The organism is Kitasatospora sp. NPDC088264 (genome assembly GCF_040685715.1).
Classification (GTDB): domain Bacteria; phylum Actinomycetota; class Actinomycetes; order Streptomycetales; family Streptomycetaceae; genus Kitasatospora.
The window spans coordinates 1-17,994 of the sequence record NZ_JBFBIR010000018.1 but is presented as its reverse complement, the minus strand read 5'-3'; the positions used below and the strand labels follow the sequence as shown (position 1 = coordinate 17,994).

General features: G+C 74.3%; 21 protein-coding genes and 1 pseudogene. 13 read left to right on the top strand and 9 right to left on the bottom strand.

The window, feature by feature from the left end; translation table 11 throughout:
• Positions 1-71: 71 nt before the first annotated feature.
• From AB0O82_RS16680 to AB0O82_RS16670, 3 genes are all read right to left on the bottom strand, one after another.
• Positions 72-1,016 carry an NADP-dependent oxidoreductase gene (locus AB0O82_RS16680; protein WP_363584249.1) on the bottom strand — a complete coding sequence of 315 codons (945 nt, stop codon included), beginning with the start codon at positions 1,014-1,016 and terminating at the stop codon, positions 72-74.
• Positions 1,017-1,140: 124 nt separating this feature from the next.
• A complete protein-coding gene (locus tag AB0O82_RS16675) occupies positions 1,141-1,560 on the bottom strand; it encodes a VOC family protein (protein ID WP_363584449.1) in 420 nt (139 codons plus the stop codon).
• Positions 1,561-1,671: 111 nt separating this feature from the next.
• Positions 1,672-2,022, bottom strand: a complete 351-nt coding sequence (locus tag AB0O82_RS16670; RefSeq protein ID WP_363584247.1) for a hypothetical protein — start codon at positions 2,020-2,022, stop codon at positions 1,672-1,674.
• Positions 2,023-2,112: 90 nt separating this feature from the next.
• On the opposite strand from AB0O82_RS16670, the gene AB0O82_RS16665 reads away from it, so the two are divergent.
• Both AB0O82_RS16665 and AB0O82_RS16660 read left to right on the top strand, forming a co-directional pair.
• Entirely contained in the window at positions 2,113-2,445 is a 333-nt protein-coding gene (locus tag AB0O82_RS16665) for a hypothetical protein (protein ID WP_363584246.1), read from the top strand.
• A gap of 227 nt (positions 2,446-2,672) precedes the next feature.
• Positions 2,673-3,101, top strand: coding sequence for a hypothetical protein (locus tag AB0O82_RS16660; protein ID WP_363584244.1), 429 nt, complete (start codon positions 2,673-2,675; stop codon positions 3,099-3,101).
• Positions 3,102-3,416: 315 nt separating this feature from the next.
• On the opposite strand, the gene AB0O82_RS16655 is transcribed toward AB0O82_RS16660, so the two are convergent.
• Positions 3,417-4,352 carry a LysR family transcriptional regulator gene (locus tag AB0O82_RS16655; RefSeq protein WP_363584242.1) on the bottom strand — a complete coding sequence of 312 codons (936 nt, stop codon included), beginning with the start codon at positions 4,350-4,352 and terminating at the stop codon, positions 3,417-3,419.
• Between the two features lie 185 nt (positions 4,353-4,537).
• Here AB0O82_RS16655 and AB0O82_RS16650 point away from each other — a divergent pair, with 185 nt between their 5' ends.
• A complete protein-coding gene (locus AB0O82_RS16650) occupies positions 4,538-5,161 on the top strand; it encodes a cysteine hydrolase (RefSeq protein ID WP_363584240.1) in 624 nt (207 codons plus the stop codon).
• Between the two features lie 461 nt (positions 5,162-5,622).
• Here AB0O82_RS16650 and AB0O82_RS16645 read toward each other — a convergent pair whose 3' ends face one another.
• From AB0O82_RS16645 to AB0O82_RS16635, 3 genes are all read right to left on the bottom strand, one after another.
• The gene (locus tag AB0O82_RS16645) at positions 5,623-6,348 is read right to left on the bottom strand and encodes a dienelactone hydrolase family protein (RefSeq protein WP_363584238.1); all 726 of its coding nucleotides are present in this window, start codon (positions 6,346-6,348) and stop codon (positions 5,623-5,625) included.
• A 231-nt stretch (positions 6,349-6,579) separates the two neighbouring features.
• Positions 6,580-7,110, bottom strand: a complete 531-nt coding sequence (locus tag AB0O82_RS16640) for a hypothetical protein (protein ID WP_363584236.1) — start codon at positions 7,108-7,110, stop codon at positions 6,580-6,582.
• Between the two features lie 183 nt (positions 7,111-7,293).
• Positions 7,294-8,436, bottom strand: a complete 1,143-nt coding sequence (locus AB0O82_RS16635; protein WP_363584234.1) for an AI-2E family transporter — start codon at positions 8,434-8,436, stop codon at positions 7,294-7,296.
• Between the two features lie 414 nt (positions 8,437-8,850).
• Here AB0O82_RS16635 and AB0O82_RS16630 point away from each other — a divergent pair, with 414 nt between their 5' ends.
• Positions 8,851-9,432 (top strand): STAS domain-containing protein, encoded by a 582-nt coding sequence (locus AB0O82_RS16630; protein ID WP_363584232.1) that lies wholly within the window; start codon positions 8,851-8,853, stop codon positions 9,430-9,432.
• Between the two features lie 12 nt (positions 9,433-9,444).
• Positions 9,445-9,951, top strand: a complete 507-nt coding sequence (locus AB0O82_RS16625; protein ID WP_363584230.1) for an ATP-binding protein — start codon at positions 9,445-9,447, stop codon at positions 9,949-9,951.
• 8 nt (positions 9,952-9,959) lie between these two features.
• Here the strand turns inward: AB0O82_RS16625 and AB0O82_RS16620 are convergent, their stop codons facing one another.
• Both AB0O82_RS16620 and AB0O82_RS16615 read right to left on the bottom strand, forming a co-directional pair.
• Positions 9,960-10,226 carry a hypothetical protein gene (locus AB0O82_RS16620; RefSeq protein WP_363584228.1) on the bottom strand — a complete coding sequence of 89 codons (267 nt, stop codon included), beginning with the start codon at positions 10,224-10,226 and terminating at the stop codon, positions 9,960-9,962.
• 10 nt (positions 10,227-10,236) lie between these two features.
• Entirely contained in the window at positions 10,237-10,560 is a 324-nt protein-coding gene (locus tag AB0O82_RS16615; protein WP_363584226.1) for a plasmid stabilization protein, read from the bottom strand.
• 284 nt (positions 10,561-10,844) lie between these two features.
• On the opposite strand from AB0O82_RS16615, the gene AB0O82_RS16610 reads away from it, so the two are divergent.
• From AB0O82_RS16610 to AB0O82_RS16575, 8 genes and pseudogenes are all read left to right on the top strand, one after another.
• The gene (locus AB0O82_RS16610; RefSeq protein WP_363584224.1) at positions 10,845-11,858 is read left to right on the top strand and encodes a SigB/SigF/SigG family RNA polymerase sigma factor; all 1,014 of its coding nucleotides are present in this window, start codon (positions 10,845-10,847) and stop codon (positions 11,856-11,858) included.
• Positions 11,859-11,980: 122 nt separating this feature from the next.
• Positions 11,981-12,109, top strand: a pseudogene (locus AB0O82_RS16605) (mandelate racemase); the annotation flags it as partial.
• Between the two features lie 49 nt (positions 12,110-12,158).
• Positions 12,159-12,521 (top strand): STAS domain-containing protein, encoded by a 363-nt coding sequence (locus AB0O82_RS16600; RefSeq protein ID WP_363584222.1) that lies wholly within the window; start codon positions 12,159-12,161, stop codon positions 12,519-12,521.
• 191 nt (positions 12,522-12,712) lie between these two features.
• Positions 12,713-13,294, top strand: a complete 582-nt coding sequence (locus tag AB0O82_RS16595) for a response regulator (protein ID WP_363584220.1) — start codon at positions 12,713-12,715, stop codon at positions 13,292-13,294.
• A complete protein-coding gene (locus AB0O82_RS16590; RefSeq protein WP_363584218.1) occupies positions 13,291-15,639 on the top strand; it encodes a SpoIIE family protein phosphatase in 2,349 nt (782 codons plus the stop codon). Before AB0O82_RS16595 ends, AB0O82_RS16590 begins: the two co-directional genes overlap by 4 nt.
• 130 nt (positions 15,640-15,769) lie before the next feature.
• On the top strand, positions 15,770-16,225 hold the full coding sequence (locus AB0O82_RS16585; protein WP_363584216.1) for a hypothetical protein: 456 nt from the start codon (positions 15,770-15,772) through the stop codon (positions 16,223-16,225).
• 75 nt (positions 16,226-16,300) lie between these two features.
• Positions 16,301-16,726 carry an ATP-binding protein gene (locus AB0O82_RS16580; RefSeq protein ID WP_363584214.1) on the top strand — a complete coding sequence of 142 codons (426 nt, stop codon included), beginning with the start codon at positions 16,301-16,303 and terminating at the stop codon, positions 16,724-16,726.
• Between the two features lie 316 nt (positions 16,727-17,042).
• Positions 17,043-17,852, top strand: coding sequence for a ribonuclease BN (locus AB0O82_RS16575; RefSeq protein ID WP_363584447.1), 810 nt, complete (start codon positions 17,043-17,045; stop codon positions 17,850-17,852).
• The last annotated feature ends 142 nt before the right edge of the window (positions 17,853-17,994 follow it).

Genomic DNA, 17,994 nt, shown 5'->3' with positions numbered 1-17,994 from the left:
ACGCACCCGTCAACGCACCCGTCAACGCCCGTTCTGTGATCGCCGCCGCGGGTGCGATCCCCGCGATGCCGTCAGGAGAAGTCCAGTACCAGCCGGCCGCGCAGGCCGCCGGCCTCCAGCAGACGGTGGGCCTGGGCCGCCTTCTCGGCCGGCAGCACGTCGGCGACGTGCAGGGTCAGGGTGCCGTCCTCGACCTGGCGGCGCAGCGTGTTCAGCCGCTCGGTGTCGGTGATGCCGTCCGTCACCATCACCGGGCGTACGCGGATGCCGCGTTCGGCGGGGCCGGACCAGCCCCGCAGTTCGGCCAGCGTTCCGCCGTCGGCGATGGCGGGCACCGTCTCGGTGGTCTGTATCGAGCCGTCCACCAGACCGGGAACTCCCTCGGGTACCAGTGCGCGGATGCGGGCGGCGACCTCGGGTCCGCGTTCGACGACGTGGTCAGCGCCGAACCCGCGCACCCGGTCGGTGTCGTGCGGGGCGGCGTCCGCGATGACGGTCAGCCCGTCGGCCTTGGCCAGTTCGACCGCGTATCCGCCGACGGCACCGGCCGCGCCGGTCACGGCGACGGTTCCGTCCGGCGGTACGGCCAGCGCGTCCAGGGCGAGGCGCGCGGTCATGGCGTTCATGAGCAGGGTGGACGCGGCAGCGAGGTCCACCCCCTCGGGGGCCGGCACCACCGAGGCGGCGGGTACGACAATCTGCTCGGCGTAGGCTCCGCCGTGCGCGCTGGTGAACAGCACGATGGCGACCACCCGTTGGCCCACGGCAAGCCGTTCGTCGGCCCCGGGGCCGAGCTGGTCGATCACGCCTGCGGCGTCCATGCCGGGCACGAACGGGGGCCGGCGCCCGGGCATGCGCGAGGCGTGACCGCCGCTCCGCAGCATGATGTCGGTCGGGTTCACGGCCGCCGCGTGCACCCGGATACGGACCTCGCCGGGGCCCGCCTGAGGTTCGGGCAACCGCAGGACGCGCAGCACGTCCGGACCGCCGAAGTCGTAGACACCAATGGCCTTCATACCCCGTGCAATGCGTCTGTTCAGCGCCGTATTCCCGCTCAACGAGGCCGGAGCGCAGCGCACTTCGCGTCGCCGCCCGGAGACCGGCGCATCGTCCCGGCCATCAACGAACGGCTGTGACCAGCTACTGCGGGGCAGCCGGCCGTTGCGCGGGGGAGCCGCAGGAGGACATCGCCGCGCGGTCGGCCGCACTGCGGAGAACACAGAATTCATTGCCCTCAGGGTCCGCGAGGACGGCCCAGCCGGCACCATCGGGTTCCCGGCGGTCGTCGACGAGGGTGGCCCCGAGGTTCAGCAGCCGCTCGACCTCCGCCTCGCGGGTGGTCTCCGGACGCAGGCACAGGTGGACCCTGTTCTTGATCGTCTTCGGTTCCGGCACCTGGTGGAAGTACAGCAGCTGGCCCTCCGGCAGCATCACCGCAGTCTCCGGATCACCCGGGCCGTCCTCCGGGTGCAGCGGACGACCGAGCACCTCACTCCAGAACCGAGCCAGCCCGTAGGCATCCGCACAGTCGATCGCCACGTTCTGCAACACCGAGACCATGCGCGCGAGCCTGCCCGAAGCACCGCTCGGTCCGCTACCGAATTGCGGCCGGGCAGCAGACAGCGCCGGCACTTTCGCCACGGACCCCGGCTCGACCTACCCCGGCGGGGCCTACCCCGGCGGGGCCTCCACCGGGAAGTGGATCGGACTCAGCAGGTGCTGCGCCCGCTCGGGGCTCGGCCGGTTGGCCAGTCTGGGCACGATGGCCGTGCGCAGCTCGCCGATCAGCTCGGTCAGTTCCTCCGGGCTGAGCCAGAGTGCGTGCTGCCGGTAGCCCACCTGGTCGGCCATCGGGTCGGCCTGCTCGCGGTCGAGGTAGGCGTTGAACTCGGCCAGCAGGGCGGTCATCGCGGTGGCGAAGGCCTGCCGGTGATCTTCAGGGGTGAGCGAGCGGACCATCTCGGAGCCGACCACGGCTCGGTCCTGGCGCAGCCGGTAGTGCCGTTCTACCGCGCCCCTCACCCGCCGTTCCTCGGTGACCTCCAGGATTCCGCCGGCGACGAGTAGGTCGATGTGCCGGTAGACGGTGGTCTTGGAGGCTTCGGGGATGCGGTGGCGGCGCTGGTCCGGCAGGCCGCGCTGGTGGCCGGCCCCGAACTCATGCCCGACACGCCGTCGGAGCTGCTGCCGTTCGGACTCTCCGCCGCCTACTGGCTCGACCTGCGCGCGTACGACCCGGTGGCCACGGCGACCGCACTCGCGCGCCCAATGCTGATCCTCCAGGGCGGCCGGGACTACCAGGTCACCGTCGCCGACGACCTGACACGCTGGCAGGCCGCCCTGCGCTTCCGGACCCGTACGTTCGACCGGTCCGGGTGCTCGACGGTCTTCCGCGCCCCCCGAACGTACCGGGTCCGGAGGCGCCGTGCCCTCGCTGGCCGTTGAGGGGGACCGTCGGGTCCGACTGTCGTGTCCGTAGAACAGGAAGCGCCAATTCCGCCCGTGTGCTTGGGTGTTGGGAACTCCGGGGCATCGCCGACCGTTACAAGGCGGTGACGATCCGCTCACAACCGAAGCGTGGAGCGTGGCGTCCCTACAGATGACAGAGCCCGAATCGCGCCGACCGTGCTCTTCGGGCCGAGCAATCACCTCCCCTTGAAAGGGGTGCACCCGTGATCGTCTCCAAGCGGAACTCCCTGCGCCTGGCCGCCGTGACCACCGTCGCCGTGCTCTCCCTCGGGCTGGCGGGCACCGCCGCCATGGCGGCCGCCCCGGCCGCCTACCCCACGTCCACCACGCAGCAGGCCGCGGCGCAGCAGGCCGCCGCGCACGCCGGCATCACCGCCAAGCCGTCCGTCACGACCGTCCAGGCCTGGCAGCTGTTCCGGGTCACCGGCACCACCACCGGGCTCAAGGCGGGCACCGAGGTGACCCTGCAGCAGAAGCAGCACGGCAAGTGGGTCACCCTGCCGGCCTCCGTCCGCACCAACCACAACGGCTCCTACTCGCTCGGCGTGAAGCTCGGCATCAAGGGCCTGAACGAGCTGCGCATCGTCAGCGGAGACGTCGCCTCCCCCGTGTTCACCGTCACCGTGCGCTGACCCACGGCCTACGGCCCCCGCCGTCGGGCGGTGCGGTGCCCGCTCCCGAGCGGCCACCGCACCGCCCGACGCCGCACGTGGGAACCAACTTCGGTGCCGGGTTCGTGGTTGTGGCCGTCGTCCGGGTCTGCTGGAGTTTGACCGCTTGTCCCTTCCGCCGGGCCCTGCCTGCGTTCAGCTGAGGCAGGTGGTCGAGCGCTGTGACCACGGTGAACGACACGTCCGGCCACGGCAGGGCCGAGCTCCGCGCGTGGGGCCAGGCCAATCCCAGGCCAGAGGCCGAGGACCAAGCTGATTGCGGGCGCGCGGTGGCGTTCAGCGTGGAAGGACCCAGTCCGGTGTCCAGGTGCCGGGGGCGTCGTGGCCGGTCGTGGTGGCGGCGAGGTGGGCGCGGAGGGTGGCCAGTGCTGGGTGGGGGTTGTCGCGGTGCCAGAGGAGTGAGTGCGGGTAGACGGGCGTCGGGTCGGTCACCGGGATGCGGCGCAGGCCGTGGTCGGCGGGCCAGACGAGGCGGGTGTGCTCGCCCATGAAGGTGGCCAGGGCCGGAGTGTCGGCGATGGTGTCGAGGAGCGCGTCGGAGCCGAAGTTGGGGCCGGTCGCCTCGATGGTGAGGCCGAACTCGGCGACGAGGTCGTCGTAGTAGGCGCCCCACTCGGTACCAGGGACGATGCCGGGCATCCAGATCCGGTGCCCGGCGAGCTGGGCGACGGTCACCGACCGGGCGCCCGCCAGCGCGTGGGCGGGACCGGTGAGGAGCTGGAGCGGTTCGTCGATCACCCGGACGGACTCGATGTCCTCGGGAAGGGGCCGGCCGGGCGCGACGACGGCGCGGAAGGACGCGTCGATCGCACCGGAGCGGATGGCGTTGACGGCCGTCTCGATCTCGAACAGCATCATCACGTCGAGATCGATCTCGGGGTGCGCGCGGTGGAAGCCGCGCATCAGGCCAGACGCCGAGCCGCGAAGGTTGATCACGTCGATGCGCAGCGGACGGCGGCCGGGGCGCACGGACTCGACCGCGCGCTCGGCGGCGCGCAGCAGCTCGCGCGCGTGGGGCAGGAAGGCCTGCCCGTCGATGGTGAGCTCGGCCCCGCGTGCGGTGCGGGTGAACAACCGCACGCCGAGGTTGCGTTCCAGCGCGGCGATGCGCTTGGAGACGGCCTGCTGGGTGACGGCCAGCTCGGCGGCGGCCTCCTGGAACTGCCCGGCGTCGGCGGCGGCGACGAAGGTCCGAACGGTGTCGAGGTCCATGGCGGCACTCTATAGGTACAACTGGTGGTTGTGGCTTGGCGGTCCTGTGGTTGTTTGATCCCTGAGGATGAGGCGCGCTTTGATGCTTCCGATCGCTGATCGGTTGTGCGGATGGGAGCGGCCGTCGGTCCGCCGAATCGTCTCCCCGCGCCGACCGGGTGCCGCCAAGTAAGGAGAGAACTCGCGTGAGTACTGCCCCTGCGTCTGCCCCCGCGCTTGACCCCGCGCTTGACCCCGAGCACACCGCTCTGCTCGTCCTGGACTGCCAGCCCGCGATCCTGGCCGTTCTGCCCGAGGGCGGGGGCCGGGAAGCCCTGCTCGACCGCGTGGAAGCGGCGATCGCCGACGTCCGCACCAGCGGCGCCACCGTCGCCCACGTACGCGTCGGCTTCACCGAGGCCGACTGGGACGCGATCCCGGCCACCAACAAGTCCTTCGCCCCGCTGGCCCGACACCGCGTCATGCACCACGAGGACCCTGCCACGGCCGTCCACGAGCGCCTGGCCCCCCGGGACGGCGACCTCGTCGTGCGCAAGACCCGCTACGGCGGCATGTCCACCACCGACCTCGACCGGCAGCTGCGCGAGCGCGGCATCACCACGCTGGTCGTCTCCGGCATCAGCACCAGCGGCGTCGTCCTGTCCACCGTCCTCGACGCGGCCGACCGCGACTACCGGCTCTACGTCCTGTCCGACGGCGTCGCCGACCCGGACACCGAAGTCCATGACGTCCTGCTCCAGAAGGTCCTCCCCTCGCGGGCCCACATCATCGACACCGCCGAGCTGCGCACCCTGCTCCGGGCCGACTGACTCGAACCGCCGAACCGCCGAACCGCCGAACCGCCGAACCGCCGAGCCGCCGAGCCGGAGACGGGAGCGGTGTCAGCCGGACACCGCGCGCGCCCGGCGAGCACACTTCCACCGTGCCCCCGTGCCCGAGGGTCGTGGTACTCGGCCGGCTGCGGGCTCTCCCCGGTCCCGGCGGCCGCCGCGGATCCGCAGGTGTTCATGTGGGCCCTCGGGAAGGAGGACGCGAGCGCTGCCGAGACGGCGCTGATCCGTTTGGCGGCGATGACCGGCGGCACGCGGCCCGCCCAGGGAGCCGGCTGGGGCTGGGGCCGTGGAGACCGGGCGGGGAGTCCGGACCCGGTTCACCAGCTGTTGAGCCGCTGGTTCGAGGGCGATCACATGGTGCGTCAGATCGCAGAGCCCGACGCTTGACTCGCCGGGCAGGTCGGGTCCGCCGACCGGGTCGCTCCGGTACGGCCGGGTCACTCCGTTACGGGCAGGCATTCGGTGAGCAGGCCGACGATGTCGCGCCAGGCGCGCTGAGCGTGCCGGGGGTGGTGGCCGACGCCGGGGAGCACGGTGTGGCCGACCGTCGGGTGGTGGAAGGCGTGCAAGGCGCCGCCGTAGACCACGAGGCGCCAGTCGACGCCCGCGGCCTGCATCTCGGCGGCGAACGCGTCCCGTTGTGCGGGCGGCATGATCGGGTCTTCCGATCCGACCCCGGCCCACACCGGGCAGCGGATGCGCGCCGCCTCGCCGGGTCGGCCCGTGGTCAGGGCGTTGACCGTCCCGATCGCCCGCAGGTCGACGCCGTCGCGCCCGAGTTCCAGTGCGATCGCGCCGCCGGTGCCGTAGCCGATGGCGGCGATCCGGTCGGGGTCGGTCCGCGGTTCGGCGCGCAGTACGTCGAGCGCCGCGTGGCCGATGCCCCGCATCCGGTCGGGGTCGGCGAGCAGGGGAGTGACGTGCGCCAGCATCTCCTGCGGGTCGGTGAACCAGCGCCCGCCGTTGATGTCGAAGGCCATTGCCACGTAGCCGAGTTCGGCGAGGGCGTCGGCCCGGCGGCGCTGGAAGTCGTTGAGCCCGGGCCCCTCGGGCCCGACCAGGACCGCGGGTCGGCGGCCGGTACCGGCCGGGAGCGCGAGGTGCCCGATCATCGTGAGGCCGTCGGCCGGGTACTCGACCGTGTGCGTGGTAACCGTCGTCATGGGACCGGACTGTAGTGAGCGTCGAGCCCGGGCGGGCCGGTTTTTCGCCGGCGGCAGAACGGCGCGGGTGTGCCTCGGACGATGCGGCGATGGCCGTGGTGGGACCGGCTCGGGGGCCGGTCCCACCACGGACCGCGGTCGGCGGGAGGCGGATCGGCGGGTTCGTCTCACGCGACGTCGTCGGCCGCCCGCGCTTGCACCGTCCGCTCCGTCATCCGTTCCAGACTCGTGTCAGTATCCGGCCGGGGCGTCCTCGATGTCCGAGATGAGCTTGGTGCTCAGGTCGCTCTGCACGGCCAGCTTGGTGTGCGTGGCGTTGGGGCCGGTGCCCCAGGTGAGCGTGACGGTGGTGAACAGGTGGCCGGCTCCGGAGTCGTGGTACCGCACCTCCCAGTGGGTGGGCACGTCCTGGGCGCGGAGGACGCCGTCGGCGTGGTTGGCCTGCTCCCAGGCGGCCAGTCGCTGCTGGAAGTCCTCCGTGAGGTAGTGGGCGCGCAGGCCGTCCGACAGGTTGTCGGTGCCGTCGGAGACGGCGTCGATGTAGGCGCCGTAGAAGTCGGCGACCCGGTCGACCGCGGAGTCCGGGCTCCCGTCGCGGACCGGGTCCCCCGGCGCCACCCGCTGCCCGCCCGCCTGCTCGGTACGGGTCGTGGAGGCGGGGTGCTGCGGGCCGGCCGCCGTGGCCTGCGGCGCGGCCGCCGCCAGGATCAGACCGACCGTGGCGGCCGCCGCCAGCAGTCCGCGTCGAACACTCAGCTTCATCGTCAGTCTCCCTCGTCATGCCAATGGGTCGAGCCCTGGGCGGGTCACCTGGCAATGCGCGGACCGTCCGGGCCGGATCACACCAATCACCTGCTCAACGACGCCCGGCCCGGAAGGGAACGGGCCGCGCGAAATTCCGGCGCAGATCCGACCCTTCGGGCCGTCATGGTGTGATCAGTCCGGTCACCGGGTGCCGCGGCCGGGGGCGGGTCGGTGCGGGGGTCGGCGTTCGTCGCGTTGGCGGTGCGGCTGCCCGTGGTGTGCCGTCGGGGGGCTGGTTCGTGGGCCCGGGCGGGGTGGTGGGTCGTGGTCGCGGAGTTCGCAGATCACCGCCCAGGCGACCGACACCACCGGCACCGCGACCACTGCGCCGAGGACACCGGCCAGCACGGCGCCGCCGATCACCGACAGCGCGACCGCCACCGGGTGGATCCGGACGGACCAGCCCATGACCAGCGGGTGCAGCAGATGGCCCTCGATCTGGCCGATGACCACGATCAGCCCGAGCACCAGCAGCGCGACCACCGGGCCGCGGGCCGCCAGGGCGACCAGCGCGGCGACGGCCAGCGCGATGGGGGAGCCGATCAGCGGGACGAGCGCCGCGACGAACTCCAGCATGATCAGTGGCAGCACTAGCGGCACCCGTAGGGCGGCCAGCGCGACGCCGACCAGCACAGCGTTGGTCGCCGCCACGATCAGCACACCCCGGGTGTAGCCGGCGAAGGTGCGCCACGCGGCGTGCCCCGCGCGGTCCCAGGCAGATCGTGACCGGGCCGGGAGCTGGTGCTGCGCCCAGCACCACATCCGGTCGCCGGAGTGGAGGAAGAACACCGAGCAGAACACCGCGAGCGCCAGCCCGGTGAGCATTTCGACGACCCGGCTCGCCCCGCTGAGCGCGGTGCTGAGCAGCGCCGAGCGGTGGGCGGTGACGAACTCGCCGAGCTTCGCGCGCAGGTCGGTGACGGTGCCGGCCCGCAGGTGGAAGGGGGCGCCGGTGAGCAGGCGGTCGATCCGCCCGAGGCCGCCGCGCAGTTCGGTGCCCAGCCGGCCCCACTCGCCGACGACGGTCGTCCCCACCAGGGCGAGAACGCCGCCCACGACCACGATGGCGCACACGAGGACCAGCAGGACGGCGATCGAGCGGGGCAGCGCCCGTGCCAGCAGGTCGACGAGCGGCCGCAGGACCGAGGTGATGACCAGCGCCAGGAACACGGCGATGACCGGCAACTGGAGCCGGCCGAGGACGGAGACGGCCAGGTAGGCGGCCACCCCGAGCAGGAGCAGCCGCCAGGTGTACCCGGCGGCGGTCCGCAGCCCGGCCGGCACGCGGCCTCCGGACCCGTCGGACACGACGGGGCGCGCCCGGGGCAGGACCACCCGGGTCGGGTGGCGCCGCCGGGCCGGTCTCGCGCCGTTCACTCGCACGGGCGGCCTCCCTGGCGTCTGCCGGGCTTCGTCCGGCGTCGCGCGGCTACCCGGGCCGACGGGCCGGAAACGGGAGAGGGTCCGGAAACGGGAGAGGGTCCGGAAACGGGAGAGGGTCCGGAAACGATCGACGGGCCAGAAGCGGTCGGCGGGCCGGAAACGCTCGCGTCCACAGCTGCGCCGTGAGCGCGACCAGCAGCGCGCTGCGTGGCCCGCCACGTACACCGCCGCGGCGGTCAGGAACAGGCCGACGTGCCCGACGGTGGAGAACGCCGGCACACGTGTAGCCACCGTGGCTGCGGGCACACGCGGGGCATGGATGAGGAGCGGGTGGTGAGCCCGGCCCTGCCCGGGGCGGCGGTCCTGCCCGGGGCGGCGGTCCGTCCGGCCCAGGTCGTCCGCGCGACCCGAACCGCCGCGCGGGACGGCGGCCGGGACGGCAGGACTCCGCCGCGAACGGACCGGGAGCCCGCCGTGTCACGGCCGGCCGAGCAGCCCGGCGGGGGTGAGGGGGAGCAGCAAGTCGGCGGCCTGCGCGTCGCGGTGCGCCGGGAGGGCCGCGCGCGGGTGGTCTCCCTCGGAGGTGAACTGGACCACGGCAGCGCGAACGGTCTGTGGACGGCGCTGTCCCGTCCGGTGGCCGGGGGCGAGGAACGGATCGTCGTCGACCTCACCGGCCTGCGGTTCTGCGACTCCACCGGGCTGAACCTGCTGCTGCGCTCACGCCTGGACGCCGAGGCGGCCGGCCTGCGGCTGGGACTCGCCGGTCCGGGGCCCGTGGTGGCGAGGCTGTTCGCGATCACGGAAGCCGACACGGCGCTGCGCATCCACCCCGACCTCGACGCCGCTCTGAAGACCGCGGACCCGCCGCAGCGCGGCTGCGACGACGTGGAGTGAGGAGAACCCGGCATGAAGAGCCCCGGGGAGGGAGCGTTGCCGAAGGACTCCGGCCGGAGGGCGACGGCTTCCGGCCGGCGGCCGAGTGGCTCCGACCGGACCAGGCGGCTCGTGCTGGTCGGCAGTGAGAGCGCGGTCCAGCGGTCCCGGGACTTCAGCCGTGCGGCGCTGCTCGCCTGGCACTGGCTGCCCGCGCCGGATGCCGGGCGGCTGGCGGCGGCCGAGGACGTCCTGCTGATGGTGTCGGAGCTGGTCACCAATGCGTGCCTGCACGCGCCCGGCGGCCCCCGGGAGCTGCGGCTGGGCTGGGACGGCGAGCGGCTGCGGGTGGAGGTCTCGGACGCCAGCCCGGCCGCGCCGCGGCTGCGCCCGTTCGCGGACCCGGGCCGTCCCGGCGGCCACGGCCTGCGGGTGGTGGACCGGCTGGCGCGCGACTGGGGCTGCCTGCCCGAGGGCGAGGGGAAGCTGGTCTGGCTGGAGGTCGCGTCCCCGGTGGACCCTGGTGCCCTCCAGGGCTGAGCGGGGTCTCAGGCCTGACCGGGGTGCGGCTGGGGCGGCGGTGCCGGATCGGGGTCGGAACCGGGGCCCGGGAACGGGTCGGGAGTGGGGAAGGGCGGGATCGGCGGCGGTGCCGGGTCGGGGTCCTCGCCCGGCTTCGGGGCGGGGTTCGGGTGGGGGACCGGCTCGGTGTCCGGGCCGGGGGGAGCCGGGACGGTCATCATCACCGGCGTGGTTGTCATCAGCGGCATGGTCATCCTGACCGGCGTGGTGGTTCTGACCGGCGTGGTCGTCATGACGCCCTCCTCAACGGCCCAGCGCGTGCGACAGCTCGCGCTTGTTCATCTTCGAACGGCCCTTGACGCCGCGCTGCCTGGCCTCGTTGTAGAGCTGGTCGTAGGTCGGGCCCCGGGCCCCCGTGTGCGAGCGCTGCCCGCCGCGGCGGCCGGAGGAGATGTCGTGGAGCGAACTGCGGCTCGCGGTCTTCGACTCGCCGTGCCGGGCGCGTTCCTTGTTCACCGTGCGGGCGGCGATCTCCTCGGCCCGCTTCTCTGTCTCGCCCCGATCGAGCGCGCTCTCCTTGATGTGCTCGTACTGGCGCTCCCGTTTGGGGCTGGATCCTCGGGGCATGGCGGCGCTCCTTTTCGTGACGGCAGGGCGTTGCCCGAGCGCGTGTACCCGTAGGCAAGGTAATAAACCGCCCAAAACATGAATCGGAAGTCGTGTGTCGGGTAGAGAACGCATGACGCGGCCGTGGATCGCAGCCAGTCGCGTCCGCACCCTCACCGGGTGCCACCGGGACCGTCGCCCGACGACACCGGGCCCAGGTCCTCCGGAAAAGCAGCCCCGTCGCGTTCGGCGCGAGCCGCTCGCGGCGCCGGGCGTTCGCCCCGATGCCCCAGGAGAGAGCCACCGTGTCCACCACGCTGGAAACCGGTCGCCCCACCGACCGGACGGCCGCCCCGCCGTCCGGCCTTCCGCCCGACGTGCCACCCCGCCCGACGGACGCGCAACTGCGCGCGATGGGCAAGTACGAGGCACGCGAACTCAGCGACGCGCTGTTCGAGCGCCTGGCCGCACTCGCCCGCGAAACGCATGCGTACAGCTACGTGCGCGGCACGATCATCGAACTCAACATGCCGCTGGTGCGCTTCATCGCCGCCCGCTTCCGCCACCGCGCCGAGGACATGGACGATATCCTCCAGGTCGGCACGATCGGCCTGATCAAGGCGGTCGACGGCTACGACCCGCACCGCGGCGTCGAGTTCGTCACCTACGCCATCCCCACCATCGCCGGTGAGATCAAGCGCTTCTTCCGTGACACCTCCTGGCCGGTCCGGGTCCCGCGCGGCATGCAGGAGCTGTACCTGACCGTCGCCCGCGGATCCGACCGGCTGGAGCAGGAACTCGGCCGCCTCCCGCACCCCGACGAGATCGCCGAGGACCTCCACATCACCGTCGAGCAGGCCGCCGAGGGCTTAGTCGCAGGCCGCGTCTACCGGCCCGACTCGCTGGACGCTGCGCGCGAGCAGGACCTCGACGAGAGCGGCAGCGCCATGCTGGACCGCATGGGGGCCTGTGACCCCGGCATCGAACTCGCGGATTTCCGCACCGCCGTGCGCCCCCTGCTCGCCCGGCTGTCGTGCCGCGATCAGACGGTGCTCAAGCTGCGCTTCTGGGACGGCTGGACCCAGTCCCAGATCGCCGAGCGCATCGGCGTCTCCCAGATGCACGTCTCCCGCCTGCTCACCGCCACCCTCACCAGCCTGCGCGAGCAGCTGGAGGACCGCGACGCCCCCGGCTGGGCGGACGAACCCGCAGGTCCGGCCGAACCCAGGGGAGCGGAGGACGGGGGAGCGGAGGACGGGAGAGCGGACGACGGCGGAATGACCGACCAGGGAGCCGCCGAACCCGAGGCGCCACGCTGATTTCTTTCCCTCCCGGGCGTTTCCGGCCCCCCGCAGCGGATAGCCGCGCTGCGGGGGGGGCGTCCTGGACGAAGCGTGATGAAGCGTGACGAAGGAGGAACACCGTGTCCCCGAAGGTTTCCGACCACGTCCGGATCGAGCGGCCGCTCTTCGACGGCACCCGCGATCCGGCGGGCGGCACCGTCACCCCCGGCGCGGACGGCGCCCCCGGCCACGGGCTGCGCCTCGCACCCGCCCGAGCGGATGCGTAGCGCACGGCGTGAACCGACCGGCCGGCCGGTGACGGAAGGAGCCGACACCATGACCCGCCGACCACCGACCGGCCGTGCCCCGGGGCCGGGCGGGTTCACCGCACGGGCCCGGCCGTGGGCCGGCGGCACCGTCCTCGCGCTGTACGGCGAACTCGACCTCGACTCGGTCGGCGCCCTGCACACGGCCCTCGACGCGGCCCTGGCCGCGCCCCTCACCGTCATCGTGCTCGACTGCGCCGACCTGGAGTTCTGCGACTCCACGGGGCTCAACTCGATGCTCCGGGCCCACGCCCGCGCGGCCGCCGAGGGCAGCCGGATCGAACTGGCCCGCCCCCGCCCGCTGGTCCTGCGGATGCTCGAACTGACCGGGGCCGTCGAGGTCTTCGCGCTGCGGGACGTGCCACCGGAGTGAACGCGCGGCCTGCCGCCCCGGGCCGCGCGGGCGCGGGCCCCGGGCCCTGGGCCCCTCCCCGCCGGACCGACACCTGTCCTGCCTGTCGCCCTCCGGTGGCACAGTGGAAACAGGGCGGCGGCCCGCCGCCCCGGGGTCGGGGCGTCCGGTCGGGCACCCCGGCCGTGCGGCGGACCCGGGCGGTGGAACGGATGGACGAGCGGCCGGCCCCCGACGCCGACCCGGCCGAGCAGGCCCCGCGGCACCTGCTCGCCGGGCTGACCACCGTGCGCGACGGGGACTTCGCCACCCGGCTCGCGCCCGAGCAGCCCGGCATGCTCGGGGAGATCGCGACGGTCTTCAACAGCATGGTCGACCAGCTGTCCGCGTTCGCCGGTGAGGTGCCCAGGGGCGCCCGCGAGGTCGGCACCGCCGGCAACCTGGGCGGCCAGATCACCGTCAAGGGCGTCACCGGGCAGGGAGTGACCGGGCAGGGAGTGACCGTGCTGCACGCCCCCGACGGCCGCGCCGGACTCGACCTGCTGCGCACCCACCCCGAGACCGACCTCGTGCTGATGGACGTGATGATGCCCGGCCTCGACGGCTACGCCGCGATCGCCGCCGGCCGCGCCGAGGAGCGCTTCGCCCGCCTGCCGGTCATCGCCGTCACCGCCAAGGCCATGCCGGGGGACCAGGACAAGAGCCTCGCCGGCGGCGCCGACGACCACGTCACCGAACCCGTCGACACCCGCCACCTGCTCGGCCGGATGCAGTACTGGCTGGACACGCCATGACCGCCGGGCACGAGCCCTCGGACACCACGGCCCGGGCCCTCGCCGAGACCGTGCGCCGGCTCCAGAGCGCCGCCGCCCGGGTGCAAGCCGACGCCCGCGCCCGCGCCGTCGTCGACCTGGCCACCGGGATCCTGGCCGAACGCCTCGGCCTGCTTCCCGCCGAAGCCGCCGCCTGCCTCGCCGGGCTCGCCCGGGAGGCCGCCGTGCCCGTGGCGGCCCTGGCCGCCGACATCGCCGGGGTGTCCGGGCAGGCACCCGGCCAGGCACCCGGCCAGGCACCCGGACCGCTCGCGGGCACAGCCGACCCTGCGTCGCCCGACCCCGTGACGCCCGCTCTGGCCGCCGTCCCCGATCTGCAAGGCGCCGCCGAAGCCGTCCTGGAGCAGACGGCGGACGCGCTCGGCGCGCACGCCGTCGCGCTGTGGCTGCGGCTGCCGGGCGGTGTGCTCGCCCTCGCCGCGCACGCCGGGCTGCCCGCCGCCGAGGCCGACGCCTGGAGCCGGGTGCCACCCGGCGTCCCCACCCCGGCCCAGCACGTCGTGGTCGGCGGCGTGGAGCTGTGGCCCGGCGATCCGGAGGCCGCAGGCCCGTCGGTGGGAGCCGGCTCGGCCCGGGCCGTCCTCCCGCTGATCGACGCGGGCCGCCGCCGGGGCGCGCTGGAGGTCCTGTGGCCCGCACCCGGCCCCGCCCCCGCGCTCGGCGCGCCCCAACGCCGCCGGCTCCACGCCCTCGCCGACCTCTGCGCGACCCTCCTGGCCGACGTCCGCACTCCCGCTCCCGCTCCCGCTCCCGCTCCCGCTCCCGCTCCCGCTCCCGCTCCCGCTCCCGCCCCGCCCGGCGACGACACCGCGCTCCTGGAGGGCCTGCCCATCCCGGCCCTGCTGCTGGAGCCGGTCGTCCGCCGAGGAGAGATCGCCGACTTCACGCTCCTGCGGACCAACGCGCACTTCCGCGATCCGCTGGGCCGCCCCCGGGACACGCTGGAGGGCACCTCGCTCCTGGAGGTCTACCCCACCGCGTGCGCCACCGGCCTCTTCGAACGGCTGATCCGGGTGCACGAGACCGGGGTCCCGTTGCCCGGCGAGCGGGTCCGGCTGGTCTTCCAGCAGGGCGGACTCGCGCTTCCCACCACCGTCCTGCTCGCGGCGGCCCCCGTCGGCGGCCGCGTGCTGGTCGGCTGGCAGACGGAGACCGCGCGGGCCGGTGAGGCCGAGCAGAGTGCCCTGCTGCGCCAGGCCCAGCGGCTGGCCCGGGTGGCCGGGTTCGAGGAGCACCCAGCCGAGGGCCGGATCCGCTGGAGCGACGGCCTGCACGAGATCTACGGGCTGCCGCCCGACACCGACCCGGTGCCGCTGGCCCAGCTCGCCCGGCACGCCCACCCCGACGACGAGCCCGCGATCCGGCGCCTGCTGGACACCGTCCAGCGCCGGCACCGGACGGCCTCCGCCGTCGTCCGCCTGGTCCACCAGGACGGCACCCACGGGTACACCCGGGTGATCGCCGAGCCCGTCCTCGACGACCACGGGCGGCTCACCGGTGTGCGCGGCGCCTTCCACGACGTGTCCGCCCAGCACCGCACGGAGGTCGCACTCGGTGCCACCCGGGCACGCCTCGCCGACAGCGAGCAGGAGACCGCCGACAGCGAGCGACTGGCACTGCGGCTCCAGCAGGCCATCCTGCCCGCCGCTCCGCCCCCGCTCGGCCCGGCCGGCCTGCGGGCCGCCGTCCGCTACCGCCCCGCCGCCCAGCACGACCGGGTCGGCGGCGACTGGTACGACGTGCTGCTGCTGCCCGACAAGCGGGTGCTGCTCACCGTCGGGGACGTCGCCGGGCACGGCGTCGGCGCGGCCACCGGCATGGTCGCCCTGCGGCACGCGCTGCGTGCTCTCGCCGTCACCGGGGCCGGCCCGGCCCGGATGCTGGAGTGGGCCAACATCGTCGCCCTGCGCGAACCCGGCCAGATCACCGCGACGGCCGTCTGCGTGCTCGTCGACCCGGCCGGCGGCGAACTGCGCTGGGCGCGGGCCGGGCACCTGCCCCCGATCCTGGTCGGAGCGGACGGCGCCCACGTGCTGCCGCTGCCGCACGGCGTGCTCCTCGGCGCCCTGGACGACGCCCGGTACGAGGAGCACACCGCTCACCTGCCGCCGGGCGACGTCCTGGTCCTCTACACCGACGGCCTGGTCGAACGCCGGGACCGCCCGGTCGAGGAGTCCGTCGACCAGCTGATCCGCGTCGCCGGAGCCCCCGGCCCCGACCTGGAGCGCTACCTCGACCGGCTGCTGGAGCTCAGCCCCGCCGACACCGACGACGACACCTGCCTGATCGCCGTCCAGAGCCGGTAGCCCTCTGCCGCGTGAACCCCGGTCCCCTCGTCCTGAGCGGGCCTGCGAAGCGCGGCGTTAGGCCCGGGCCCGCCCGGGTAGGCGCGGCCCTGCGGGGGCGACCGGAACCGAACGACGGAGAGGACTCCCCATGTTGCTGCTAGGACTCCTGCTGATGGCGGCGGCCGGTGCCTTCGCCGGACTGCTGATCGCGGACAACCTCTCCGGCGGGCCCGACTACCAGGCGACGGTGCTGGGCATCCGCCTGCCGGCGCTCGACAGCCTGGGCATCTTCCTCGCCGGGCTGGCCCTCGCCCTGCTCTTCTGCCTGGGCCTGGCCCTGATGGTCCTGACGGCCCGGCGGGCCCGGCGGACCCGACGCCCCGTCCGGCTGTCCGCGCACCGGGCGGCCCACCAGCGGTCCCAACCGGTGGTGCGGCCGGACCCGCCCGAACGATCCCTCCCGCCCGAACGATCCCTCCCGCCCGACGAGGGCGAGCAGCCCGCGCCGCCGGAGGAACGCCCCGCCCAGCAGGGCGGCCGGGACGTCGGCCTACCGGCCGAGCCCCCACGCGGCGGCCGGACCCGCCACCTGTTCGGCCACTGAGGCGCCGCGACGCCCCCCGGAGCCGATCCTCCGACGACCACGGGCCCCTCACCGGGCCGGGAAGGACGCGACCGCATGACCGGACCACGGCCTTCCCTCGGACGCCCGTTCCCCACGAGGCCGTGGGCGCAGCGGCTGCCGCTCCAGGCCGACCTCAGGGCGGCCGCCGACGCCCGGGCCTTCACCGCCGAGTTCCTGGCCGACGTCGCCGACCCGCTGCTGGTCGCCGACGCCGTCCTGCTGGTCTCCGAACTCGTCGGCAACGCCCTGCGCCACGGCGGCGAGCCCGGGACGCTGCTCCTGATCCGCGCCACCGGCCGGCTGCGGATCGAGGTCAGCGACGCCAGCCCGCGCCCGCCGCTGCCCCGGCCCCCGCACCCCCCGGACGAACCGGGAGGCCTCGGCCTGTTCCTGCTGAGCCGGCTCACCCTGCGCTGGGGCTGGCACCCGTCGGGGCCGGGCAAGACGGTGTGGTGTGACCTACGGCTGCCCGCGAGCTGACGGCCCGCCCGGCGCCTGCCGGGCGGGTGTTCTGCGTCCGGGAGGAGCGGTGTCCGTGCGCGGCCACCCGGCGGCGCCGGACGCCGGTCGCGACGCCGGAGCGCCGGACGCGCCCCGCGCGGTGGCATCCTGACGGGGCAGGTCCGTCCGTGGGCGTCGAACACAGCGAGGATCCAGTGGCCGTGAACCGACCGTCGTCGTCCCCGTCGCCGCCGTCGTCGTCCCCGTCGCCGTCGCCGCCGTCCCCGTCCCCGTCCCCGTCCCCGTCGCCGTCGCCGTCGCCGCCGTCGCTGTGCGGCGTCCTGGGTTGAGCGGCGTGCGCCGCCGCGGCCGGTTGACGGCGATCGCCCGCAGCTGGTGGCAGGTCCTGCGGGCGGCCGTCGTCGGCGTGTGGGAACACGGCCGCACCATCGAACTGCTCCAGCGCTCGATGGCCTTCGCGGCGCTCTTCTTCGTGACCCTCGTGCCGCTGCTGATCGTCATTGCGGCGGCCTTCCCCGCGCGCGGCAGCGGGATCTCCGAGTGGATCACCGACGGCCTCGGCCTGAGCGGGCCGGGCGCCGACGCCGTCCACCGGCTCTTCGCCTCCCGGGGCCAGGTGCTCAGCACGACCACGGGCTTCGGCCTGGCCGCGCTGGCGGTCTTCGGGGTCTCGTTGATGGCGTCTGTCCAGGGCGTCTACGAGCGGGTGTGGGAGCTCGACCGCGGCCCGTGGCACGCGGTCTGGCGCCAGACCCTCGGCCTGGCCGGGCTGACCGGGTACATCGTGCTGGCCGCCTCCAGCGGCGCGCCCTGGCGCCACTCGGCCGTCCAGCCCTCCTTCCGCATCGCCGTCACGACCGTCGGCGGCCTCCTGCTGTTCTGGTGGCTCCAGCACCTGCTGCTCGCCGGACGCGTCCCGCCGAGGCAGCTGCTGCCCGGAGCCGTCGCGACCATGGTGGCGCTGGCGGGCCTGCGGCTCTTCTCGCGGCTGGTCTTCGCGCCGCTGCTGGTGTCCAACGCGGTCTCCTACGGGACGGTCGGGACGGTGCTGATCGTCCAGTCCTGGCTGATCGGCGTCGGCTACACCGTCTACGGCGGCGCGCTCGCCGGGCGCGCCGTGGTCCGGGCCCGCCGCACGCCGTAGCGCCGGCGCCAGGCCGGGGCGGCCGGTGCTGCGGCACGCGGGTGGGTTAGGTTCTGTCCGCGCGATCATGAGCGGAGCCAGATGGCCAGTGCGGCGACCGTGACTGTGCCGAGAAAGACGTACACGCGTTTGTCGTACCTGG

What these genes read in the sequence shown, in the direction of transcription:
- AB0O82_RS16640 (WP_363584236.1), bottom strand. Translation starts at nt 7,110, where the DNA reads ATGAAGCTGAGTGTTCGACGCGGACTGCTGGCGGCGGCCGCCACGGTC.
- AB0O82_RS16615 (WP_363584226.1), bottom strand. Translation starts at nt 10,560, where the DNA reads ATGCCCCGAGGATCCAGCCCCAAACGGGAGCGCCAGTACGAGCACATC.
- AB0O82_RS16620 (WP_363584228.1), bottom strand. Translation starts at nt 10,226, where the DNA reads ATGACGACCACGCCGGTCAGAACCACCACGCCGGTCAGGATGACCATG.
- AB0O82_RS16630 (WP_363584232.1), top strand. Translation starts at nt 8,851, where the DNA reads ATGGATGAGGAGCGGGTGGTGAGCCCGGCCCTGCCCGGGGCGGCGGTC.
- AB0O82_RS16680 (WP_363584249.1), bottom strand. Translation starts at nt 1,016, where the DNA reads ATGAAGGCCATTGGTGTCTACGACTTCGGCGGTCCGGACGTGCTGCGC.
- AB0O82_RS16675 (WP_363584449.1), bottom strand. Translation starts at nt 1,560, where the DNA reads ATGGTCTCGGTGTTGCAGAACGTGGCGATCGACTGTGCGGATGCCTAC.
- AB0O82_RS16625 (WP_363584230.1), top strand. Translation starts at nt 9,445, where the DNA reads ATGAAGAGCCCCGGGGAGGGAGCGTTGCCGAAGGACTCCGGCCGGAGG.
- AB0O82_RS16645 (WP_363584238.1), bottom strand. Translation starts at nt 6,348, where the DNA reads ATGACGACGGTTACCACGCACACGGTCGAGTACCCGGCCGACGGCCTC.
- AB0O82_RS16595 (WP_363584220.1), top strand. Translation starts at nt 12,713, where the DNA reads ATGGACGAGCGGCCGGCCCCCGACGCCGACCCGGCCGAGCAGGCCCCG.
- AB0O82_RS16590 (WP_363584218.1), top strand. Translation starts at nt 13,291, where the DNA reads ATGACCGCCGGGCACGAGCCCTCGGACACCACGGCCCGGGCCCTCGCC.
- AB0O82_RS16655 (WP_363584242.1), bottom strand. Translation starts at nt 4,352, where the DNA reads ATGGACCTCGACACCGTTCGGACCTTCGTCGCCGCCGCCGACGCCGGG.
- AB0O82_RS16585 (WP_363584216.1), top strand. Translation starts at nt 15,770, where the DNA reads ATGTTGCTGCTAGGACTCCTGCTGATGGCGGCGGCCGGTGCCTTCGCC.
- AB0O82_RS16580 (WP_363584214.1), top strand. Translation starts at nt 16,301, where the DNA reads ATGACCGGACCACGGCCTTCCCTCGGACGCCCGTTCCCCACGAGGCCG.
- AB0O82_RS16600 (WP_363584222.1), top strand. Translation starts at nt 12,159, where the DNA reads ATGACCCGCCGACCACCGACCGGCCGTGCCCCGGGGCCGGGCGGGTTC.